Raw genomic sequence first — 20,874 nt, 5'->3', positions numbered from 1 at the left:
AGCTTGGCCAAAATCTCTAGCATTCTCGCTTAGTGATTGAACATGAACTCACGCGAGTTGAGCACCGCCCAGAAGATATCTTCCAGCCCGCGCTGCTTATTTTCTTCTTCCTTCATGGTCGCCAAAAGCTTTTCACGTTCCTCGGCACTCGGTTTTCGGCTGAGGCAACGAATGAAGATTTTCTCGATGATTGCATCCTCACTCAAACCTTCCTTGACCCAGCCTTCCACAAGCTTACCTTGCGAAATCTTACCTTGCGTCGCGGAACCGTTAAGCATGTGCAACGCTTGCGACAAAGTCGGCGAGGTAGTGGCTTCGCAGCTGCAAACCGTTTCGCGTTGGCTTCGGCCAAAGGTCGTCAGGAAGTAGTTCGAAGTCCGACCATCGGCGATCTGAACGGCACTCGCACCGAGCGGCAAACCGCCGAACTTCTCATCATGATTGGTGGCTGCACTAATGCAATCGAGAAGCTGTTCGGCCGGAATTCGGCGAACCTGAGCATAAGCAAAGTTCTTCGTATCAGAACGATTGCTATCGTTGGGGAGGGTCTTTCGTTGGTAGGCGGTTGAGGCACAAATATCGCGAACGAGCTTCTTGAAATCGTAGTTGTATTCGATCAGCTTGTTACCGAGCGTCTCGTATAGTTCCGGGTTGCTGGCTGGATTACTCACGCGGACGTCGTCGACCGGATCGACGATCCCCACACCGAAGAAGCTGGCCCAAACACGATTCGCCACGCTGGAAGCGAAGTAGGGATTCTCAGGGGCAGTCAACCACTCAGCGAGCACTTCACGACGATCACGTCCCTTCATGTCCGGAACCACGCCACCCAGGAACTTTGGCTCCATCACGCGGTTGTCAACCAAGTGCCGAACATCACCGCTGCGACGATCGTAAATGATGCGTTCCCGGTAATCCTCGGTGTTCTTACGGCCAATCTGTGAGAAGAACGCGGCGAATCCGTAGTAATCGTCCATCGTCCAACGATCGAATGGATGGTTGTGGCACTGAGCACATTGAGTTCGCAGTCCCATGAAAACCTGGGCGACATTCTCTGCCGTCTTCAAGGTATCGCGTTCGATCTCGTAGTAGTTCGTTGCCGGACTACTGAACGTACCACCGGAAGCGGTCAAGATTTCACGGACCATCTGGTCGAGCGGCACATCGTTTGAGATCTGCTCGGTCAACCAACTGTAATAAAGAAAGGCTGACTTTTGGCTGACGGTGTTGGTGCTCTTGATCATCAACAACTCGGCCCAACGCATCGCCCAGATTTCAGAGAACTCTTTCCGCTCGAGCAAACGATCGACCAACTTGGCTCGCTTGTCATCGGAAGTATCCGCGATGAATTCTTGATACTCTTCTTCCGTTGGCAGCTTGCCGGTAATGTCGACCGTGGCTCGACGGAGGTATTCTTCATCCGAGCAGACTTCGCTCGGCAGAATCCTTAGCTTGTGCAACTTGGCGCCCACCAACTCGTCGATGTAGTTACCGGCGATTTGAGGCTTCTCGTACTGCAATTCTTTCGGCAGCACGATGACCTGGCTCCCCACCGTGTGCGTTTCAAAGCGAGCCATGACGAACGCCTCGCCTCGCTTCGATGCTGTACACAGACCGTCGGCATCGATCGGTGCCGAGTTGTCATTGTTCGACATGAAGACGGCCAAATTGGTCACATCTCGAGTTGTACCGTCCGAGTAAAAAGCCTTGACGATAAACGACTGCTGGGCCCCTTCCCCTTCTAGTACTGCTTTAGGCGGATAAATTTCAATGTTCTGGCAGCGCGGCACTTCGCCTTCATCTTGGTTAGCACCCGTTTCCAGCCAACGAAGAAGGGTCGCGTAATACTCGGAGTCTTTATCGAACAACTTACCACCGGTGTGTGGCACGGCGCCGATCGCCTTTTCCAGCAACAAGCTCGATTCTGGATTGGCCAGATTAATACGGCGAGTTGCCTGCTCGCGCGTCGTGCGGAAGTAGTCTCCGTTCGGATCGAAACCGAACAGCGAGAGCCGGAACCCATCCTTACCGCGAGCCGCCCCGTGGCAACTTCCGGTGTTACAACCGGCACGCATGAAAACCGACATCACGTCGAGATGAAAGCTAACGGGACGCTCATCGCTCGCTTGCTCGACCTTCACGGGAACTTCGACCTTGTGGCCACCATATTCGACCGACAACGTCGTTTCGCCATCGGCTGCGGGAAGAATCAAGTTGCCGTCCCGTTTGACTTTGCTTTCGTCTGCCAACGCGACTGTCGCTTGGGCGGTGACATCCAGTGTTACGTCATCGTCACGAGTGGCGACCACGATGTAACGCTGCGAGTCACGGCTGGTGAGCAGTTCGATCGAAGAAGGATAGACGTTGATTTCGCGAATCGAACTCTCGGCTCGGGCAGTCGAAACCGCCAGGCATAACATGAGTCCGCTGATCATCCATTGAGCGATGCCGTATTGTTTCACGGTTGGCTCTCCTCTGGCTTACGCCGGAAATCCTGGGTGGGTCGAAATATCGGGAGCTGGGTAGGCAGTGAAAAACAAGGAAGAACTAGTTGCCTTGTTCTTTGGCTAGTCGCAATTGTTCTAAGCGAGTTAGCGGCTTTTCTGGAGCAGGCTTCGGAGCCTCCTTCTTCGCTTCCGCTTTCGGCGGTGCAGCGGTGGCTACCTTCGGCGGCAGCGGCTTGTCGATCCGTAGTTCGATGTTGCCGTTGGTCTGAATGATCGGCTCTTCATTCTGACTGACGGTGATGCGAGCCACGATCGAAGCATGCTTCCCATCTTTCGCGTCTTTAGCAACCTTCACGTCGAAGACTGCTTCTTCCACGTCCTTGGTCACCTTGATCGGCTCGGAACTCGCCCCGGCCGGAAGGCCCAGCAGTTGGACGGTCGCCTCGCCTGGGAAGTCTCGTTTCGGACTCAAGCCGACAATAACCTTGGTGTCTTGGCCTTGTTCGACGGCCGCCTTGTTGAAGGCGAAATCGACCAAACGATCTTCGACCGTCAAATCAGCGAACGGCGTCGCCACTTCCACGCTGCCTGCTTTGTACCCGGCGGTTCCGAGAACGCAGATCTTGTGGGTGCCAATTTGAGCACCACCGTTGGCCGTCATCGGGATCAAGGCTTCGTTCTTGCCCTTCTCGATTTTGATCGAACGCGATGCGCCGATGCCTGGCGGATCGTTCAAGAGACGAATGCGAATCTCGTTATCGAAGCCTTCATCACGCGTCGCAACCACTTTCAATTGCATCGAGCCATCTCGCACGATCGGCACTTTGGGCTGCACAATTTCAATCTTGAACGGAACTTTCTCGGTTACGGCAACCGCCAAACGATTGGCGTCGTGTCCCCACATGTCGCGATTGTTTTGACCACGCACCAGCATACTTCGCTGTTTGATGTGACCTTCAATCTTCAAGTCCTCGTTGGTTGGGCGAGCGACCACGTCAACCAACTTGCCGTTCGGCTGAGCATCAGCCTTTGCGGAAAGCAGAACCGGCAAAAGGTTCGTGTTGTCCGCCATCGGGAACGTGGTGACTTCAACACCCTCTGGCAGATCCTCGAAGCTGAAATTCAGCTCCCCACCAAAGTTTTCGCGACGGGCCGAAAGCATGACTGCCATCGTGTTGCCTTGCGGGATGCTGACCGTACGGGCTTTATATCGCTCAACCTCAGGTACTTCGATGGTTAATGCTGGCTTTCGCTGGGTCACTTCGACACAATAAACGTTTAGCGGACTGCCTGAATTCAGGTGATCGCGAACACGAATGACCAAGTCGCCATCTTCTGGCGCTTTGATTCGTAGGTAGCTGTCGATGTTACCGTTGGAATCATCGTTTCCTTGAATATGTTTCCCATCGGCCTGAAAGACATTGATCACGGGATCGAGATACGACCGAATCTCTTCGCGAGCGTAAACTCGGATGTCGTATTCCTGACCTTTCTTCGCAGGGAATTTGAAGTAGTCTTCGTCTCCCTTTTCGCCGATCACACCGCTAGCCATCCCTGGGGCTTCCATGGGAGTTGCCTGATCCTGATTGGCATTCGGCTCGACTTCCGTCGTGTCGGGTAGATCCGATACGAACAAACGGTTGGGCGACGGAGCAATTCCATACTCGTCTTCTGGGTAGTAGAGAAACTCGCCAGGGGTTTCTGGCAGTTTGACCTTCGCCGATTGAATGCCAGATGCATCGCCGAGCCAGGTCACGTCAATCTCTTCCCCAGGCTTACCGCTGGTTGGGTAAATACCTAACGGCCGTGGAAAGCTACCAACACTGAGGCGATAAACACAGTTGCCGTTACCGCCGTAACTGCTTTCCCGAACCTGGATGATGTACTTGCCATCTTCGGGAGCAATTAACGAGCAAACGCAGTCTTGGAAGACCAGTGGTTCGTCGTCGCTCTTGGCGAGCTCGAAACGCTGTTCGTTCAGGATTGCCAGATAGGGATCGAAGAAGGTCCGGCCAAGTCGCAAACCGGCCAGTTCGGCGGAAATACGCTGCCCCTTCTTGGCTTCGATAACGAAGTAATCAACATCTTCGTTCTGCACGACACCATTGACAGTCGATCCGAACTCAATCGGCTGAGGTTCTTTGAAGTCGTTGTTCGGTTCCTTCTCTTCCACCTCAGGCAAGGCGCCGACATAAAACAAGTTGATGTCACTAATGCCGGAAGCTGTACGAAGCCGCAAACCATGTTGGCCTAAGCGGCAATCTGGGGCGACGTTCAAGACCACCTTGGCACTTTTCGCGTCAACCTTCTCGAGCGACTTCATCGTCACTCCAGGTTCGTAGAACATCAATTCTTCGGCGTCTTCGATTCGATCACCGCGAAGGGTGACTTCGACTTCGGTCCCGCGCTGAAATCCAGGCGGATCAAGCCGTTGCAAATTTGGTTCGGCAGCCCAACCGGCAGTTGCCGCCAACGAGGTAACGGCCAAAACCAAAGCAAGAAGATGGAAGCGTTTCATAAAGGCACCGCGTCCAGTTGAAAGGAACGTTCGGAAGGTAGGTCAGATTGATCATTCCCTGCCAGCGATTGGCAAAGCCGGCGAGTAGCGGAACGACCACTTTTGGGGTGGGATGACAGGATCGGCCTGAGATTTCGCCTCAGGCCGACTCGTTTTCATTGTAACTCGCCCACCACAAAGACGAAGTTTTTTCATGCTTTGCAGTGATATTTAGGGCGCGATTTATTGCAAATCTTAAGCCAACAGCTCTTTGATTACCTTGCCACCGTCGACGATTTCAATCGGACGATCGCCCGGGGCCATCAACTCTTTGTCCGCCACGATACCCATTTGGTGGTACATGGTCGTTGCCAAATCTTCTGGGCCGACCGGGTCGAGTTCCGGCTCGCTGGAGGTAGCGTTCGAGGCACCATGAATGTAGCCCTTCTTCAGACCACCACCCGCAAGGGCGACACTGAACACCTTCGGCCAGTGATCGCGACCGGCATCCTTATTGATCTTCGGCGTACGGCCGAATTCTGAGGAAACCATCACGAGCGTGTCATCCAAAATGCCCTGACGCTCCAAGTCACGAATCAGAGTCGCGAAGGCTTGGTCGAAGTCTGGCACTTGGCGTTTGATGCTGTTCGTGATCTGGTTGTGCATGTCCCATCCACCATAGGTGAGCGTGACCATGCGGACGCCTGCTTGAACCAAGCGGCGAGCCATCAGCATACGCTGGCCCGCGGTATTGCGACCATATTCGTCACGCAGCTTGGCATCTTCCGCATCGATGTTGAATGCCTCACGAGCTTCCGGCGAAGAAACCAGGCTGTAGGCTCGTTCGTAAAAGGTGTCCATGGCGGCCACTTGATCCGATTCGTTCTTCTGAGCGAAGTACGAATTGACCGCCTCCAACGCCGAACGGCGACGATAGAAGCGAGATTCATCGACGCCGCCTGGCAGGCTCAAGTCACGCACCTTAAATCCGCCGCTCGCTGGATCAGCACCCAACGAGAAAGGAGCGAACGAAGAACTGAGGTAACCCGTCCCTGCGAATTCATTAGGAACATTCGGAACGCAAACGTAAGGAGGCAGATTCTTACGTGGGCCGTACTCATGGCTGACCACTGCCCCAAAGCTGGGGAACTTCAACGCTGGGCTCGGGCGATACCCGGTGAACATGTTGTGAGTACCACGTTCGTGAGCCGCTTCACCATGCGTCATCGAGCGGATGATACACAACTTGTCAGCAATTCCTGCTGTTTTAGGAAGCGACTCGCTGAAGTATTCGCCCGTATTGGTTTTGACCGTTTTCATCTCGCCGCGATACTCGATCGGCGAGTAAGGCTTGGGATCCCACAATTCTTGCTGGGCGGCACCACCGGGCAGGTAGATGTGAATAACGCTCTTCGCCTTGGCTTCGATGAAGTCGTAATCTTTAATCTCGGCTTGAGCCTTTTGAAGTCGGAACATGTCCGACATCGTCAGTCCGAGACCAGCGGCGGCACCGACGGTCAGAAAGTTACGTCGACTGAGCGGATTCCCCTTGCACTTCGTCATGGCCATCTCCAACAGTTTAATCTTGAGGCGTGTTGCTTTAATGGAATGACTCGAACTTGCTGAATGGTTTCACGGCAATTCGAGCAAAACGGAAGGATCCGCGACCGACCCTCGAAGGAAGCGCAAGGGAGTTCGACGCGAACAATTGACAGTAGCTGACCGTCGAATCAGGATGACGATCACTTTAGGTAGGCATCATAGGTAGGGTGTGACGGGAAAAACGCCTTCAGATAGAAGTAGCCTTATCCATCGAAGGGCTAATATAACGATACATCAGAGGGTTGTCAAAAGAAATATAACCGCTGTAATCCTCATCTCCCTCGAGCCCCAGAATCCACGTAACCCATTTATCTCAAGAGGCTTGGAACATATCAAGCCTTCACTTTTGGGACGACGCTTAGCTGGTTTTTCGTCGTTTCTTCATCCGATCGCATAACAGCATGTTTCGTGACGACTAGCTTTAGGGGGCAGGCGTGCCCGGAACTAGACAGTATAGATGGGTCGACGTCCGCCAAAACAGCTTTCCCCCGGCAAATACAGGACTTGCAAAGCCGTTGCCGTCCAAGCGAAACGTAGTAATTTCGTCGAAATCGCTCGTCGCTCTAAAGATGTGCATGGTGCCTTGTTCGTCTGGGGCGAGCATGTGGTCGCCGTATAACGTCAATGAGGCACTGAAGTTACCGCCGATTCGCTGCCGAGTGAGTCGTTCCCCCGTCTCGATATCGTAGCAAAGGCCTATTCCATCATCATTTACGGCAAAGACCTTTCCAGCATTGATCAGAGGCGAGGGGACATAGATTCGCTCTCGAGCGTTCCAGGCCAAATTCGTGGAAGTGACATCCCCGGTTCCGTCCGCTCGAATCGCCAACACGCCGTTTTGGGGGTAACCACCACTGGAAATCACGAGATCTCCTGCAACATTGGGCGTGTTCGCGGTTGTCTTCGCCGGGCCAGATACTCGCCAGATCTCTTGTCCGTTTTCAGGATTGTAGCTGATCGTATGCCCGGTACCGCCGACAAGTAGCTGCGTTTTCCCGGCAATATCCGCCAGAATGGGCGTGCCGTAGCTGGGTTGGTTCGAACGTGAGATTCGCCATACGATCTCCCCAGTATCACGACGCAAGGCCGCTAAAAAGCCGGGGCCATCGGAATCTCCCAGGACGATCACGTAAGAATCGAAAATAACCGGTGAACTGCCGTAGCCATGTTGGCTGCGGAACGGCCCCGCTTCCTTCTGCCAAACGATTTGTCCCGCCAGATCGACGGCGGTTACGTACAACGAGTCCTTCACCATGAACGCGGTGAACACATATTTTCCGTCACTGGCCGGCGTGGATGACGCTTGAGAGTTCTTTTGATGGGTTCGCATGAAACCGCCCTGATGAATCGGACGGGTCCACTGCGGCTTGCCAGTCGCCGCATCGTAGCACAAAAGGGACTTCGACTCCTGCTTTTCGTCAGCCGTCGTGATCAAAACCTTGTCGCCTACGACAATCGGCGAGGAGTGTCCAAGTCCCTGGATTTTCGCACTCCAAGCCACATTAGGCTGACTTGACCACTGAAAATCGACAACATTTTCCGTGACAACGTTATTACGATCTGGGCCGCGCCACCAAGGCCAGCTACCTGGCGGAAACTCGATTGGATGAGCAACATCGTCTGCGCTTGCCGTCGGGGAGTGTATCTCTTCGACAGGCTCTTGTCGGCAGCCTGAGAATAGCACCAACATGCCCAAAAAACCGCAAAATAATCGCATCGTGCGTCTCCCAGGTCAAGTTTCAACAAACAGAATTCTGCTTCGCAATCTACGCGATCGAAACAAATTCCCTGAATTCTCGTCATGGCAAGGGCTACCTAATCGCATAGAATAACATTCTACCCCAGTCCGCTAACGTTATGTTCTCAGGGAGTTAGATAAAACATCATGGTTGGGCGCACCCTTATTTTGGCGATCGCCGTCGTTTGCGGTCTCTGCACCACTTTGCCCCTCACCGCACAAGATTACGCCGGCCAGGCAGATCTCGATAAAGCGATCGACCTCAAGCTCGATGCCGAAAGCATGGAAGACTTGGGGAAGGTGGCCGATCTTTGCGAGTCGGCTCTGGACAAAGGCCTGCACCAAGAAGATCAAGTCTTCGCCAAGCAGCTACTCACCTCCGTACGATACCAACGGGCCGATGCGATGGCCAAAGGAATCTTAGAAGAGGCCCAGCAACGCAAAGACTGGAAAGACCTGCGTGACAAAGCTGTCGCCGAAGTCGACAAGGGTCTGAAATACGACGACAAAGTTGGGATGCTGTACTTCCTGAAAGCTCGTCTGCTGATGCTTCCAGACGGCAACAAGGAAGAAGCCAAAAAGAGTATCGATAAAGCTGTCGAACTGCTCGAAGAAAGTGGCGAGTATCACGCCAAGGCATTGGTCGTATCGCTTGCATTCACTCAGGACCCCAAAAAGCAAGTCGAGATCCTGACCGAAGCGATCAAGTCCGATCCGAACAATGTCGATGCTTATCGCCTTCGAGGCATTCTACATCTTCAAGAAGAAGAGTACGAAGAAGCATTGGCGGATCTGAAGATGGTCACTGAACAACTGGCTCCTGGTGATCTGACCTCTTTGCAAGCCTATGCGGAAACATTCGCCAAGATCGGCAAGTTTGATGAGGCGCTAAACACAGTCAACAAGATCATTCAAGCCAATCCGAATGCAGCGGTCGGTTACCTGCTTCGTGCTCGCTTAAAGATCATGGCTGGTGACGTTGACGCAGGCATCGAAGACCTCGATCAAGTTCTGGTTCGCCAACCACGTTCGGTCCCGGCGCTCCTGATGCGGGCCAGTCTATACGTCGAGAAAGAAGACTATGTCGCGGCGCTTCGCGACGTCGAGCGTGCATTAGCCGCCGACAACGGAAACGCCCAAGCGTTGCTGATGCGAGCCTCGCTCAATGCCCAGGCCGGCAACTTTCAAGAAGCCATCCGAGACTTCGAAGCCTTGCTGATTCGCGATTCAAGCAATATCAGCGTTCGCCTGCAACTCGGCTCCCTCTATCAACTCGACAAGCGTCCTCGTAAAGCAGTCGAGATCTTCGAATCGATACTTAAGGATCAGCCAGACAACGCCAGTGCTTTGCACGGCAAAGGGGATGCTTTGCTTTCTTATGGCAAGCATGCCGAAGCAGTTGAAGCTTACGAGGCCGCTTTGAAGCTGGAAGATGATCAAAAAAGCGGTGTACTTAATAACCTGGCTTGGGTAATGGCGACCTCACCGAAGGATGACGTTCGTAACGGCGAGAAGTCGGTTGAATATGCGTTGAAAGCATGTGAAGACACGGACTATCAAGCCCCTCACATCCTCAGCACGCTTGCAGCGGCTTATGCGGAGAAAGGGGATTTCGAGGCGGCTCGCAAATGGTCGAAGGAAGCCGTGAAGCTTGCGGGCGACGACGAGTCGTCAGCTGAGATTCGCGACCACTTGAAGAAAGAACTGACCGCCTACGAAAAGAATCAGCCATGGCGGGAAATCCAAAACACGAAGGAAGGTGGCACGATGGATACCATCGCCGGCCCTGCTTCCGAAGTGAAGGAACAGCTGAAAGCAGCCGAGAAAGAGGCTGAAGAAAAGAAGCCGGAACCGAAGATGACCGAACCAGCTCCCGATATGGCACCGGTCTCATAGTTCGGCCTTTGGGTTGAGACTTTCTGTTTGCCTCGCTCGTCCGGTTTCGCAAGAATGGCAGCAAGGAGGCGCGCCAACACATTCATCGCCCTGGCCTCCCAAGGTCAGGGCTTTTTTCATGAAAGGATCGGATTGCGATGGACATTCAAACAACCGAGCAGCTAACGCAGAAGAAATGCAAGCCATGCGAAGGAGGTGTTGACCCTTGCACCCTCAACGAGGCGACCGATCAACTGGTCAATCTGAACGGCTGGTACCTGACCCACGATGGCCAACGCATCCGAAAAGACTGGACCGTGAAGAACTTCATGGCCGGCATGAACTTCTTCAACAAGGTTGCCGAAATCGCCGAAGAAGATGGCCATCATCCCGACTTGCACATCGCTGGATATCGCAACGTTTCGATTGAATTGTGGACGCACGCGATCGGCGGATTGAGCGAAAACGACTTTATTCTTGCTGCTAAGATCGATGCCGTGCCGGTCGAGTTGAAGTCGTAAGTTCCACATCGATCGCTAGATCGGGCGATTATATCCGAAGATCGATCCACGATTTGCCATATGGTGTGGGTGACCTAGGCTTGAGTGTCCTGTTGCGCGCACTCTTACCACCCTAAGGTGAATCATGTCTGGTCATACCGAGCTCTTGGATTCGCCGCACCAGTTGCCGGCCGTATCCTCCCCTTCCCCGCCTCCCGCTCCAGTGACCATCGAAGCAGGCTTGCCACCGGCGGCTAGAGCTATCGTTAGCAGTCACGTCGTGATCTGGACGGTGATTCTAACTTTCGGACCACTCGGGCTGCCGCTGATCTGGCTGAGTCCGAAGTATGCCTTGTGGTCGAAGATTCTGGTCACCGTCCTGACACTTGGCGTGACGATTGTGTTACCGATCGCCGTAACCATTTACTGCTCGCAGTTTTTAATTCACCCTGTGCTCGATGCGATGCATCACGCTAATGCGGCTGGCGGGGCGATTTAACTCAACCATCGAGGCAGAAGTGCCTATCACCTCAGCCTGGTGGCTCATGACGACTTCGCGGCCGATTGCAGGCCTCGGTAATAGGCTTGAACCACTGGGCGACGGTAGATCGTAGAAAGCACCTGTTTACGCTTCTCTTTCATGTAAACCTGGGCCTGTTCTGGGGTCATGCCCTTCGCTTTCATCAACCAGCACAGAACAATCGTGGCACTCCGAGCACGTCCAGCTTTGCAGTGCACGTAGACGTCTTTGCCTTCGGAAACATACTTTTCAATAAATTGCACACCTTCGTCGATGTCCTCGACACTTGGCGGCGTGAAGTCGACCGTCGGCAGGTACAACTGCTCGATCCCATGCTGCTTGTAGATGTCGAGCGGTCCTTCGTATTCCTGGCAAGTATTGATCACCCCTGCGATCCCACTGGCCGCCAAGTCTTCGGCCATTTTGCGCGAAGGAACCGCCCCCACGAAAACGTGCTCGTCGATTTCGTCGTACCACCGCCACCACTTCAGGCGACGGATCATCGTCCAGTTATAGAAGTACGACGGCCAATAAATCGCTCGTGCGTACAAATGCTGCAAAAAACGCTTCATAGTCCACTATTTCGGGTGAATTCCTTACCCATCGAACGTTTCCGCCCGGGGATCCACGGCAATTGATTCCCAACGCCCACAGCACCGATTATGATGGTTGGCGGTCTCTGGTCCTACCCTCACTAAACGAATTGAACGGACCAACCCTCCCATCGGGCAAACAATTGTCCCCTTCCCACCTGAATTACTACCTGAGGAGAACGCATCAATGTTGCGTCTGGTGTGTAGTGTCGGCCTGCTGTTAAGCATGTCCACCTTCGTGTTTGCTGAAGAGCCCAAATTGAATCAGCCGCCGCAAGGCTTCAAAGCGCTGTTCAATGGTAAAGATCTTTCTGGCTGGAAAGGATTGGTCGCCAATCCGAAAGCCCGAGCCGAGATGTCCAAAGAAAAGCTCGCCGAAGAGCAAGCCAAAGCGGACGAGTCGATGAACGCCCACTGGTCGGTTGAAGATGGCGTACTGGTGTTCGACGGTAAAGGTCAGAGCATCTGTACCGCGAAGGATTATGCCGACTTCGAAATGTACGTTGACTTCAAGATCAAAGAAGCTGGCGACAGCGGTATCTATCTGCGTGGTAGTCCGCAAGTTCAGATCTGGGATCCTTCCAACAAGGGGCCTAACCCGAAGGGTGTCGGTTCTGGTGGGCTGTACAACAACCAAAAGAACCCTAGCGAACCCATTGCCAATGCGGACAATGCCGTCGGTGAGTGGAATACCTTCTTCATCCGCATGGTGGACGATCGCGTTACGGTAAAGTTAAACGGCAAGCTGGTTGTCGACGACGTTGTTTTGGAAAACTACTGGGAACGCGACAAGCCAATCTATCGCACCGGTCAGATCGAACTTCAGAACCACGGCAACACGCTTTACTTCCGCAATATCTACATCCGCGAACTGGTCACGCCTGAGCAGTTGGAAAAGCTCGAGAAGGCCATGCCAGATAAAGCACGCGTCGAACCGAAGAAGCCAGAGAACGTACTGGTCTTCATTCGCTACGACGGCTTTCGTCACAGCTCGATTCCGGTCGGGGCTGTGGCTACCAAAATGTTGGGTGAACACACGGGCGCTTACAGCGCCCGCATCACCAACGACCTGACCATGTTGCAGCCAGAAGTGCTGAATCAGTACGACTCGATGGTCATGGTCAACACGACCGGCGAATGGATCAAGCCGCGTGACGAAGACATTCAAAAGCTTGCCGCCGCCGGCAAGCAGATGACCAAGGAAGAAGCCGAACAGATTTTCAAGAAGAGCCTGCTCGACTTCGTGAGCAACGGCAAAGGCTTGGTCGGTTTTCATGCTGCCAGCGATGCCAACTACAAGTGGCCTGAGTTCGGCAAGATGGTTGGTGGCTACTTTCATGGTCACCCATGGCACGAAAACGTCGGTATCAAAGTCGATGATCCCGATCACCCGTTGATGGCCGCTTTTGGTGGCGAGAACTTCAGCATCGTCGACGAAATCTACCAATTCCGCGATCCTTACTCGCGTCAAGCATTGCACGTATTGCTTTCCTTGGATGTTGAAAACACCAACATGAAAAAAGGCGGAATCCATCGTACCGACGGCGACTTTGCGGTTTCGTGGGTTCGCGGATGGGGCAAGGGTCGCGTCTTCTATAGCTCGTTAGGGCATCGCGAGGAAATCTATTGGAACCCGCAGATCTTGAAGTTCTATCTTGACGGCATTCAGTTTTCGCTGGGTGATCTCGATGGCCCAACTGCCCCAAGTGCCAGCGAAACGGCTCAGAAATAACCTCACCCCAAGGAACCTCCCCTCATGTCTCTTCGATTCGTACCTACTTTGCTTGTCGCCCTTTGTGTGATCTCGTCTGCTGGCGTCGCTGGTGCCCAGGAAAAAGCGAAGCTGAAAGGGTTACTGATTACCGGTGGCTGCTGCCACGACTATCCCAACCAGATCAAGATCATCACCGAAGGACTCAGTCAGCGAGTCAACATCGAGTGGGATGTCGAACTGGCCGGAAGCGATCGCACGGTCCAAGTTCCCGTCTACAAGAATCACGATTGGATTAAGCCATACGACGTGGTCGTACACAACGAATGCTATGGCCACGTCGACGACGTTGCATTCGTCGAAGGCATTGTGAATGCCCACACTGAAAACAAAATCCCCGCTATCTTTGTCCACTGCTCGATGCATAGTTACCGCAATGCGGAAACCGACGAGTGGCGCAAGCTGATCGGCATGACCTCGCGTAGCCATGAGGGGAAGCACCCCTTAGACGTGATCACGCTGGAAAGTGATCATCCGATCATGCAAGGCTTTCCTCAGAACTGGAAAGTTGCCAACGGCGAGCTCTATAAGATCGAAAAGACCTGGGACAACTCGACCCCGTTGGCCAAAGCCTACGGTGTTGATACCAAGAAAGATCACACCGTCGTCTGGACCAATCAGTACAAGGGAACCAAGACGTTTTCCACTTCGCTTGGCCACTTCAACGAGACGATGAACAACGACGCTTGGCTGGGACTGGTTGCCCGTGGCGTGCTGTGGACGGTTGATGGTCTGAACGAAGACGGAACGACCAAGCCAGGATTTGAAGGAACCGGTACGAAAGAGATCGACCTCAGCAAGCCGAATCCAGACAAGGACAAAGCTCCCACGCCTGCCAAGTAGGACAGACACCACTTATGGGATTCAATGTTGTGAACGCCGTCGTTTTCGGCAAAGATCCCCAGACCATCTTTCACGAAGCCTCGCTCACACCATCGCGTCAGTTCGTCGATTTCCCAGACGACGACCCGGTCTGCGGAGCCAGGCTTCCTAGTGGGGCATACGGCCTCTATCTCAACGATCCCGTTCTCAGCGATCGGATTTTACATACGCTCTCGCTCGGAGGCTCCGTTTTCCGACTTGAAGTGAGCGAAACGGTCATGCATAGCAGTCTAACCGCACTAGTCGATGGGCAAGAAACCTGGTCGGTGTGGCACGAAGGCGGGTTCAAGGGCACTGACCACATCGAAACTACCGGCGGGCTGCCCGATTGCTATCAATCAATCTTCGCGAAGCAAAATTCATTGATCGGAACGGACGATCAGGTCGACTTCATCTTCGATGTCGCCGTGAATCTATTCGTGGCCTTGGGAGGTTTTCGCTACGACGAGGATCTCCCTGTCGACGATCCTCAGCCTTGGGAAGTGCTACACTTCCACCCGCCGAAACAGGGCTGGTTCTCACGAATCTTCGGCAGCAGATAGGAAACCGATCGCGACTTGTATTACGAGGCTTTCCGAGGGGTGCGAAAGATCTCTCGTTTCGCCCGAAGGCCGTTGCTCGCCTTGCTCTCAGTTTGTTCCGCGATTCGACGTAATTGTTGTTGTGGGAACTCGTGGAAGTTTTGCTCCCCAAGGGAATCGTAGATTCCGATTAGGGATGGTCGCCGCGTGGTTGTTCCCAGGCCAGCACACCCTTGGCACTGATTGGTTGTTCGGTTCAGCCGCCAAGCTTCCATGGCAGCTCCTTCCCACAGACCTTCCAGCGAAACCTCGCCCAAACCACCGAAATAGACGCGTTGCCGTTGATCACCGCTGCAACCGGTGAGTTGCCCTCCGGCGCTGAAGGTCATCACCCGGTACGGTTCTTCACACAACTTCATACCATATTGAGCTTGCTGCTCTTCAAGAGAGAATGCAGCCGCACCGCAGGCCCGTTGAACACGAAACGCCGACCGCCAACTAAGGGCATCCAAGCGTTGGCACAGATCGATTGAGAGCTTTTCACTGGGAAGACGAACGACTAAGTCCGCGGACATCTGCCAGGCCTTTTTCACGCGGGCAAAGTATTCGATCGTTCGGAACCACTCGGCCAGATGTTCTTCAACCGAGTTGACATCGACTCTACTTGTTGGAGCAAGCTTCTCGCGAAGAGATGCTGGCAACGAGAACTCGATCGACGTAAACGCACGAAAGACCTCCTCAACCTCTTGCCGCATCATCCCCAGTCCGGTGGTCAGCAACACGCGGTGCGGAAATCCAACCAAGGCAATCATTCGTCCGCGTTGTACCAAGTCAACCAATTCGCCGGGATCGGCTTCGATGCCTCGAACCTGAACGGTACGCACTGATTCGACTCGTCCCACTTCCGCCAGAATTTCCGCCAAGCGGTCGAGCGACAAACTGATTCTGCGTGTCCCGCTGGCATCGACCATCTGCAAAGCCAACATCCAGGGATCATACTTCAACCGAATCATCGAATTCCTGAACTTCTTGAAAGGCGCGTTAGCAAGCGAAGATCATCGCTCCAACCACGTTGTCATTAATCCATATCGAACGATCTGGCCGGTCCGCCGTTGCGTGGGAGAGAGAAGCAACGCAGCACGAATGGGCGGATCGATCACGATTCACGCGATCGGGGCCGTGGTGGGATTAAAAGCCTGTAGTCTTTCTGGTTCGGTAGCAAGTGATTGAGATTGCGGCGAGGGCAAGGCGTGAATCCAGAGGCATATTCGCCAGATAAGTCGAGGTATTCACAACGCAATAATCGCCTCAATCTCAAATACGTAGCCGATCTGAGAAACTCTACAGACTGCTTGGCGTCGATGATTCCGACTTTTGTGTTTTGAAGCAAGATCAATCACCCCCTAAGATGCCTGAGGGTGCTAGCAATGCTTGTAGATTGGCGATCGCAATAACGGTTGCAATCGCCACCAGGTTCACGCGATAAGGACGCAGTGATTGTTACGCCAAGATGTCGTGCACCACGTTACCGTGCACATCGGTCAATCGGAAGTCGCGACCGGCGAAGTGATAAGTAAGATGCTCGTGATCCATGCCCAGGCAGTGCAAAATCGTGGCTTGAAGATCGTGGATATGAACTTTGTCCTCGGCCACTTTGAACCCGAGTTCGTCACTTGCACCGTAGGAACAGCCTGGCTTAATTCCGCCACCAGCCATCCACAGGGTGAAGACATCCGGGTAATGGTCGCGTCCGAGAATTTTGCTACCAGCGGTTCGACCTTCGCGGAACGGGGTTCGACCAAATTCCCCACCCCATACAACGAGTGTTTCATCGAGCAACCCACGCTGCTTCAAGTCTTTGAGAAGCGTTGTCACAGGGCGATCCATGGTCGCACACTTCTCGACCAGACCTTCGCCAAGCCCAGTTCCCTTGCCTGTTCCATGGAAGTCCCAGCCCCAGTCAAACAACTGAACGAAACGCACGCCACGCTCAACTAAGCGGCGAGCGAGCAAGCAGTTGTTGGCAAAGCATGGTTCGCCTGGCTTCGCGCCGTAAGCATCAAGCATCGACTGTGTTTCTTGCCCAAGATCCATGGCCTCTGGGGCAGCCATCTGCATGCGGAAGGCCAACTCATACTGCGAGATTCGAGTTTCCGTTTCAGGATTACCCGTTCGCTCAAGCTCCATCTCGTTTAAATCATGTAGGGCATCCAGCGTCATCCGCCGCATCGATTTGTCCATCCCTTGCGGGTTATTCAGATACAGAACTGGATCCCCCTTCGAGCGGCACTGCACACCTTGATAAACCGAGGGCAAGAACCCGCTGCCCCAGTCGCTGTTACCACCAGCCGGATTCGATCCACTGGAGACCAACACCACGAAACCAGGCAAGTTTGCGTTTTCCGAACCGAGCCCGTAAGTGACCCACGATCCCATCGAGGGCCGCCCCAAACGAGGCGAGCCGGTGAAGAGCAAGAGTTCCGCTGGCGCGTGATTGAACTGATCCGTATTCATCGAATGGACGAAGCAAAGATCGTCGACGACATCTTCCAGGTGCGTTAACGCATCCGACATCCACATGCCAGACTTGCCGACCTTGCGGAACTTGTGCGGTGTGCCCATCAGCTTGGGCGTACCGGTCGTGAACGCGAACTCTCGTCCTTCGAGAAACTCGGCGGGGCAATCCTGGTCATTATGCTTGATCAACTCAGGCTTGTAGTCGAACAGATCAAGATTCGGCGGCGAACCGGTCATGTGAAGATAGATGACCGACTTAGCCTTGGCTGGAAAGTGTGGCCGCGTCGCCGACAGAGCATCGGTCGCGGAAGTCGCTTCGTTGGCCATACTCGAGTTGCCCAACAGCGAGCTCAGTGCGAAGCCGCCGATGCCGGCCTGGCACTTCGACAGGAAGTATCGACGCGTAATGTTCTGCAGCGAACGTTGTACGGGATCCATCAGCAATTCTCGTTTCGACTAATGTGGTTTCTCGTCGACTAGCGATTCAGGGCTTCGTCCAAATTCAACAGAACATTTCCTACTAACGTCCAAGCCGCCAGCTCTTCCGCGGATGCCCCTTCCGGCAACGGACCAATCGGGTCGGTCGCCATCTTCTGGGCTTCCTGCGGCACGGCAGCGTATCGCGACTTGGCCGTATGAAACAGTTCTACCAAGCGTTGCGTTTCCGCTTCGCTGGGGTGGCGTCCCAAGCAGCGACGAACGGCGAACTCCACTTGCGCCTCAACCGAAAGGTCTTTCTGCTGCCAAACTTTTCGACCGAACGCCTGAGCGGCTTCGATGTAGACAGGATCGTTTAGAGTAACCAAAGCTTGCAGAGGTGTATTCGTTGTGATCCGGCGAATGACACATACCTCGCGACTCGGAGCGTCGAACGTCGTCATCGACGGGTAGGGCGTCGTGCGTCGCCAGTTGGTGTATAAGCCGCGACGATAGCGATCTTCGCCTTGGCTCGTGACCCAGTCAGTCGAACCACCGAACGCCGATTTCAGTCCTAAATTCGGACGCGGAGGTCGCACAGAGGGCCCATACATTTTGTCGCTCAACAGGCCACTTACTGCCAACGCCTGATCACGTACCATCTCGGCCGAAAGTCGCACGCGTGGTCCGCGAGAAACCAATTGATTGCGAGAGTCGATTTCCAATTTCTTAGGTGTTGTCTTAGCAGACTGACGAAACGCGTTGCTCATCACGATTTCCTTAACGAGCCACTTCGTATCCCAATCGTGCTCCATTAATTCGACTGCCAGGTAATCCAACAGTTGTGGGTGTGTGGGCAACTCCCCCTGCGAACCGAAGTCCTCGCTCGTTTCGACAATTCCCATGCCAAACAACTGTTCCCAGTGTCGATTCACCACCACGCGAGCAGTCAGCGGGTTCTCTTTATCGACCAGCCACTTGGCCATCGAAAGGCGATCGGTCTTTGCATCGTTCGGGAAGGCATGAAAGCTATCGAGCACACTGGCATGGACTTCCTCGCCGTGCGACTGGTAGTTGCCTCGAAGCTGGATAAATGACTTGCGATGCTTGTCTTCAGGAAGCTCTTGCATGATCGGCATTGTGATCGGTTTGACGTTTTCCAGCTTCTTTTCCAGATCAGCAACTTTCTTCCGCTGCTTCTCAATCGCAGGCGAGTTGCCTTTCAGATAGGCTGCCAATTCCGCACGGGCGGACTCGTCCATCCCATCAACCGTTTTCGGTGGGATAAACTCAGCACTAGGATTAAACGGTGAGTTCATCCGGCCGGCCCAAACCGGTTGGCGATTCTCGTCGAGGATCACGACCCGGCACGACTTCATGCGATTGAACAAGTCCCCGTCGGTGCGATTCCAAACGACGACCTTATCGATGGTCATTGTCGACCCCAAGTCGACTTCCCACCACGGGTTCTTCTCCTGTTTCGTATGAATCGTACTCATACCGCCGAAGAAGTCACCGTTGGTGTTGCCATCAATCGCCTTTGCAGCGGGGCCATCATAATCGACGCTGACCTGAGATGCTTTCCCCTTCATCGCTGCGTTTTCTTCACCCGAGAAAACCTGCACTTCAGCAATATGCAGATAGGCACCATCGGCGATGTGTTCGACCCGTACATAACGGCCGACGTTCGGCTTGTTCTCAGAAAGGGCAATGTTAGTCGAATTCTCTAACATCTTCTGCAAGTCAGCTTTCGCCTGTTCGATTTGCGACTTGAGGCTTTCCTGCTGTTGCAACTGGGCATCGGTGAACATGCGATGCAACGGAGATTCGTCGTTGCGATCGGCATCGGCTGTTTGATTGAAGATCGCGAAGAACTCGAAGTATTCCTGGTTGGTGATCGGATCGTACTTGTGCGTGTGGCACTGAGCACATTCCATAGTCAGCCCCATCCAAGCTTGCACCGTGGTATTCACCCGGTCGACGATGGCCGCATTGCGGAACTCTTCGTCGTTGGTTCCTCCTTCGGTGTTGGTCATCGTATTACGATGGAACGCCGTAGCGATGATCTGCTGTTCGTTCGCCTCAGGCAGAAGGTCACCGGCCAGTTGCTCGATACTGAATTGGTCGAACGGTTTGTTCTCGTTGATTGCACGAATCACCCAATCACGATATGGCCACATCGTTCGCGGGTTGTCTTTTTCATACCCCATCGAATCGGCGTATCGGGCAATGTCCAGCCAGACGCGTGTCCAGCGTTCGCCGTAGGTCGGCTTAGCCAGCAAGCGATCGACCATTTTCTCATAGGCATCCGGTGATTTGTCGTTCACGAATGCGTCGGTTTCTTCGACGGTAAGGGGCAAGCCAGTCAATGCGAAAGAAACGCGGCGAGCGAGCGTGTACCGATCGGCCTGTTCAGCGGGTGTGAGTCCGACTTCATCGAGACGCTTCAGAATAAAGGCATCGATCGGCTTGTTTACCCAATCTGGCTGTGAGGTCGTGGGCAACTCAGACTTGGCTGGTTTGACGAATGACCAGTGCGGAGAAAATCTCGCCCCTTGCGCGATCCAGTCTTTCAGAAGCTTCTGCTCGGCGGGCGAAAGAGATTTGCCGATCTCTGGCGGAGGCATGCGGATCGACTCGTCGTCGGTGACGATTCGGGCGATCAACTCACTTTCGTCGGGCTTACCAGGAACGATCGCGATCTCGCCGCTATCGAGCTCGGCCGAAGCTGCTTCAGCATCATCGAGGCGCAAACCACCCTCCCGTGTTTCTGGATCAGGCCCATGACAATGGAAGCACTTACCAGACAAAATCGGGCGAATGTCGCGACCGAAATCAATTTCCGCATCTGCCGCAGAGATGTTTGTCGTCGTCAGCGCGAGGCAACCAATAGCCAAAAGCGTTTGGCAAAGGGTTCTCATAGATCACCGCAGGAGGGGAAATCAGGAAGGAATATGAAAGGCTTTCAACCTCTCCGCATTATTTCTCAATTCG

The 20,874-nt window shown here is 53.8% G+C and carries 14 protein-coding genes; 6 read left to right on the top strand and 8 right to left on the bottom strand.

The genetic code is table 11. From position 1 onward, the window contains the following. Positions 1 to 29 precede the first annotated feature (29 nt). From C5Y83_RS20400 to C5Y83_RS20385, 4 genes are all read right to left on the bottom strand, one after another. Positions 30 to 2,420: a DUF1549 and DUF1553 domain-containing protein gene (locus C5Y83_RS20400; RefSeq protein ID WP_233207318.1), complete on the bottom strand. Its 2,391-nt coding sequence runs from the start codon at positions 2,418 to 2,420 to the stop codon at positions 30 to 32. Positions 2,421 to 2,547: 127 nt separating this feature from the next. Then, positions 2,548 to 4,965, bottom strand: a complete 2,418-nt coding sequence (locus tag C5Y83_RS20395; protein ID WP_105331588.1) for a PPC domain-containing protein — start codon at positions 4,963 to 4,965, stop codon at positions 2,548 to 2,550. A gap of 234 nt (positions 4,966 to 5,199) precedes the next feature. Then, positions 5,200 to 6,507, bottom strand: coding sequence for a DUF1501 domain-containing protein (locus C5Y83_RS20390; RefSeq protein ID WP_105331587.1), 1,308 nt, complete (start codon positions 6,505 to 6,507; stop codon positions 5,200 to 5,202). A 460-nt stretch (positions 6,508 to 6,967) separates the two neighbouring features. Next, on the bottom strand, positions 6,968 to 8,263 hold the full coding sequence (locus C5Y83_RS20385) for a PQQ-binding-like beta-propeller repeat protein (protein WP_105331586.1): 1,296 nt from the start codon (positions 8,261 to 8,263) through the stop codon (positions 6,968 to 6,970). A gap of 168 nt (positions 8,264 to 8,431) precedes the next feature. On the opposite strand from C5Y83_RS20385, the gene C5Y83_RS20380 reads away from it, so the two are divergent. From C5Y83_RS20380 to C5Y83_RS20370, 3 genes are all read left to right on the top strand, one after another. Next, positions 8,432 to 10,180 (top strand): tetratricopeptide repeat protein, encoded by a 1,749-nt coding sequence (locus C5Y83_RS20380; RefSeq protein WP_105331585.1) that lies wholly within the window; start codon positions 8,432 to 8,434, stop codon positions 10,178 to 10,180. A 137-nt stretch (positions 10,181 to 10,317) separates the two neighbouring features. Beyond that, on the top strand, positions 10,318 to 10,680 hold the full coding sequence (locus C5Y83_RS20375; RefSeq protein WP_105331584.1) for a 4a-hydroxytetrahydrobiopterin dehydratase: 363 nt from the start codon (positions 10,318 to 10,320) through the stop codon (positions 10,678 to 10,680). Between the two features lie 124 nt (positions 10,681 to 10,804). Beyond that, entirely contained in the window at positions 10,805 to 11,158 is a 354-nt protein-coding gene (locus C5Y83_RS20370) for a hypothetical protein (protein WP_105331583.1), read from the top strand. Between the two features lie 44 nt (positions 11,159 to 11,202). Here the strand turns inward: C5Y83_RS20370 and C5Y83_RS20365 are convergent, their stop codons facing one another. After that, positions 11,203 to 11,751, bottom strand: coding sequence for a phosphatidylglycerophosphatase and protein-tyrosine phosphatase 1 family protein (locus tag C5Y83_RS20365; protein WP_105331582.1), 549 nt, complete (start codon positions 11,749 to 11,751; stop codon positions 11,203 to 11,205). A gap of 208 nt (positions 11,752 to 11,959) precedes the next feature. Here C5Y83_RS20365 and C5Y83_RS20360 point away from each other — a divergent pair, with 208 nt between their 5' ends. Genes C5Y83_RS20360 through C5Y83_RS20350 form a run of 3 tightly spaced genes read left to right on the top strand, consistent with a single transcriptional unit; the run spans position 11,960 to position 14,967 of the window. Next, positions 11,960 to 13,504: a family 16 glycoside hydrolase gene (locus tag C5Y83_RS20360; protein ID WP_105331581.1), complete on the top strand. Its 1,545-nt coding sequence runs from the start codon at positions 11,960 to 11,962 to the stop codon at positions 13,502 to 13,504. 24 nt (positions 13,505 to 13,528) lie between these two features. Beyond that, positions 13,529 to 14,386, top strand: a complete 858-nt coding sequence (locus C5Y83_RS20355) for a ThuA domain-containing protein (protein WP_105331580.1) — start codon at positions 13,529 to 13,531, stop codon at positions 14,384 to 14,386. Positions 14,387 to 14,415: 29 nt separating this feature from the next. Further along, positions 14,416 to 14,967, top strand: coding sequence for a hypothetical protein (locus C5Y83_RS20350; RefSeq protein WP_146117853.1), 552 nt, complete (start codon positions 14,416 to 14,418; stop codon positions 14,965 to 14,967). Between the two features lie 20 nt (positions 14,968 to 14,987). Here the strand turns inward: C5Y83_RS20350 and C5Y83_RS20345 are convergent, their stop codons facing one another. The 3 genes from C5Y83_RS20345 to C5Y83_RS20335 form a co-directional block, all read right to left on the bottom strand. Next, the gene (locus tag C5Y83_RS20345) at positions 14,988 to 15,959 is read right to left on the bottom strand and encodes an SPASM domain-containing protein (protein ID WP_105331578.1); all 972 of its coding nucleotides are present in this window, start codon (positions 15,957 to 15,959) and stop codon (positions 14,988 to 14,990) included. 487 nt (positions 15,960 to 16,446) lie between these two features. Next, positions 16,447 to 17,901 (bottom strand): DUF1501 domain-containing protein, encoded by a 1,455-nt coding sequence (locus C5Y83_RS20340; protein ID WP_105331577.1) that lies wholly within the window; start codon positions 17,899 to 17,901, stop codon positions 16,447 to 16,449. Positions 17,902 to 17,939: 38 nt separating this feature from the next. After that, positions 17,940 to 20,801, bottom strand: coding sequence for a DUF1553 domain-containing protein (locus C5Y83_RS20335; protein WP_105331576.1), 2,862 nt, complete (start codon positions 20,799 to 20,801; stop codon positions 17,940 to 17,942). Positions 20,802 to 20,874 lie beyond the last annotated feature (73 nt).

It is taken from the genome of Blastopirellula marina (assembly GCF_002967765.1).
Lineage (GTDB): Bacteria > Planctomycetota > Planctomycetia > Pirellulales > Pirellulaceae > Bremerella > Bremerella marina_A.
Note: the sequence above shows the minus strand (reverse complement) of the source record. Positions and strands in the feature narration are given on the sequence as shown.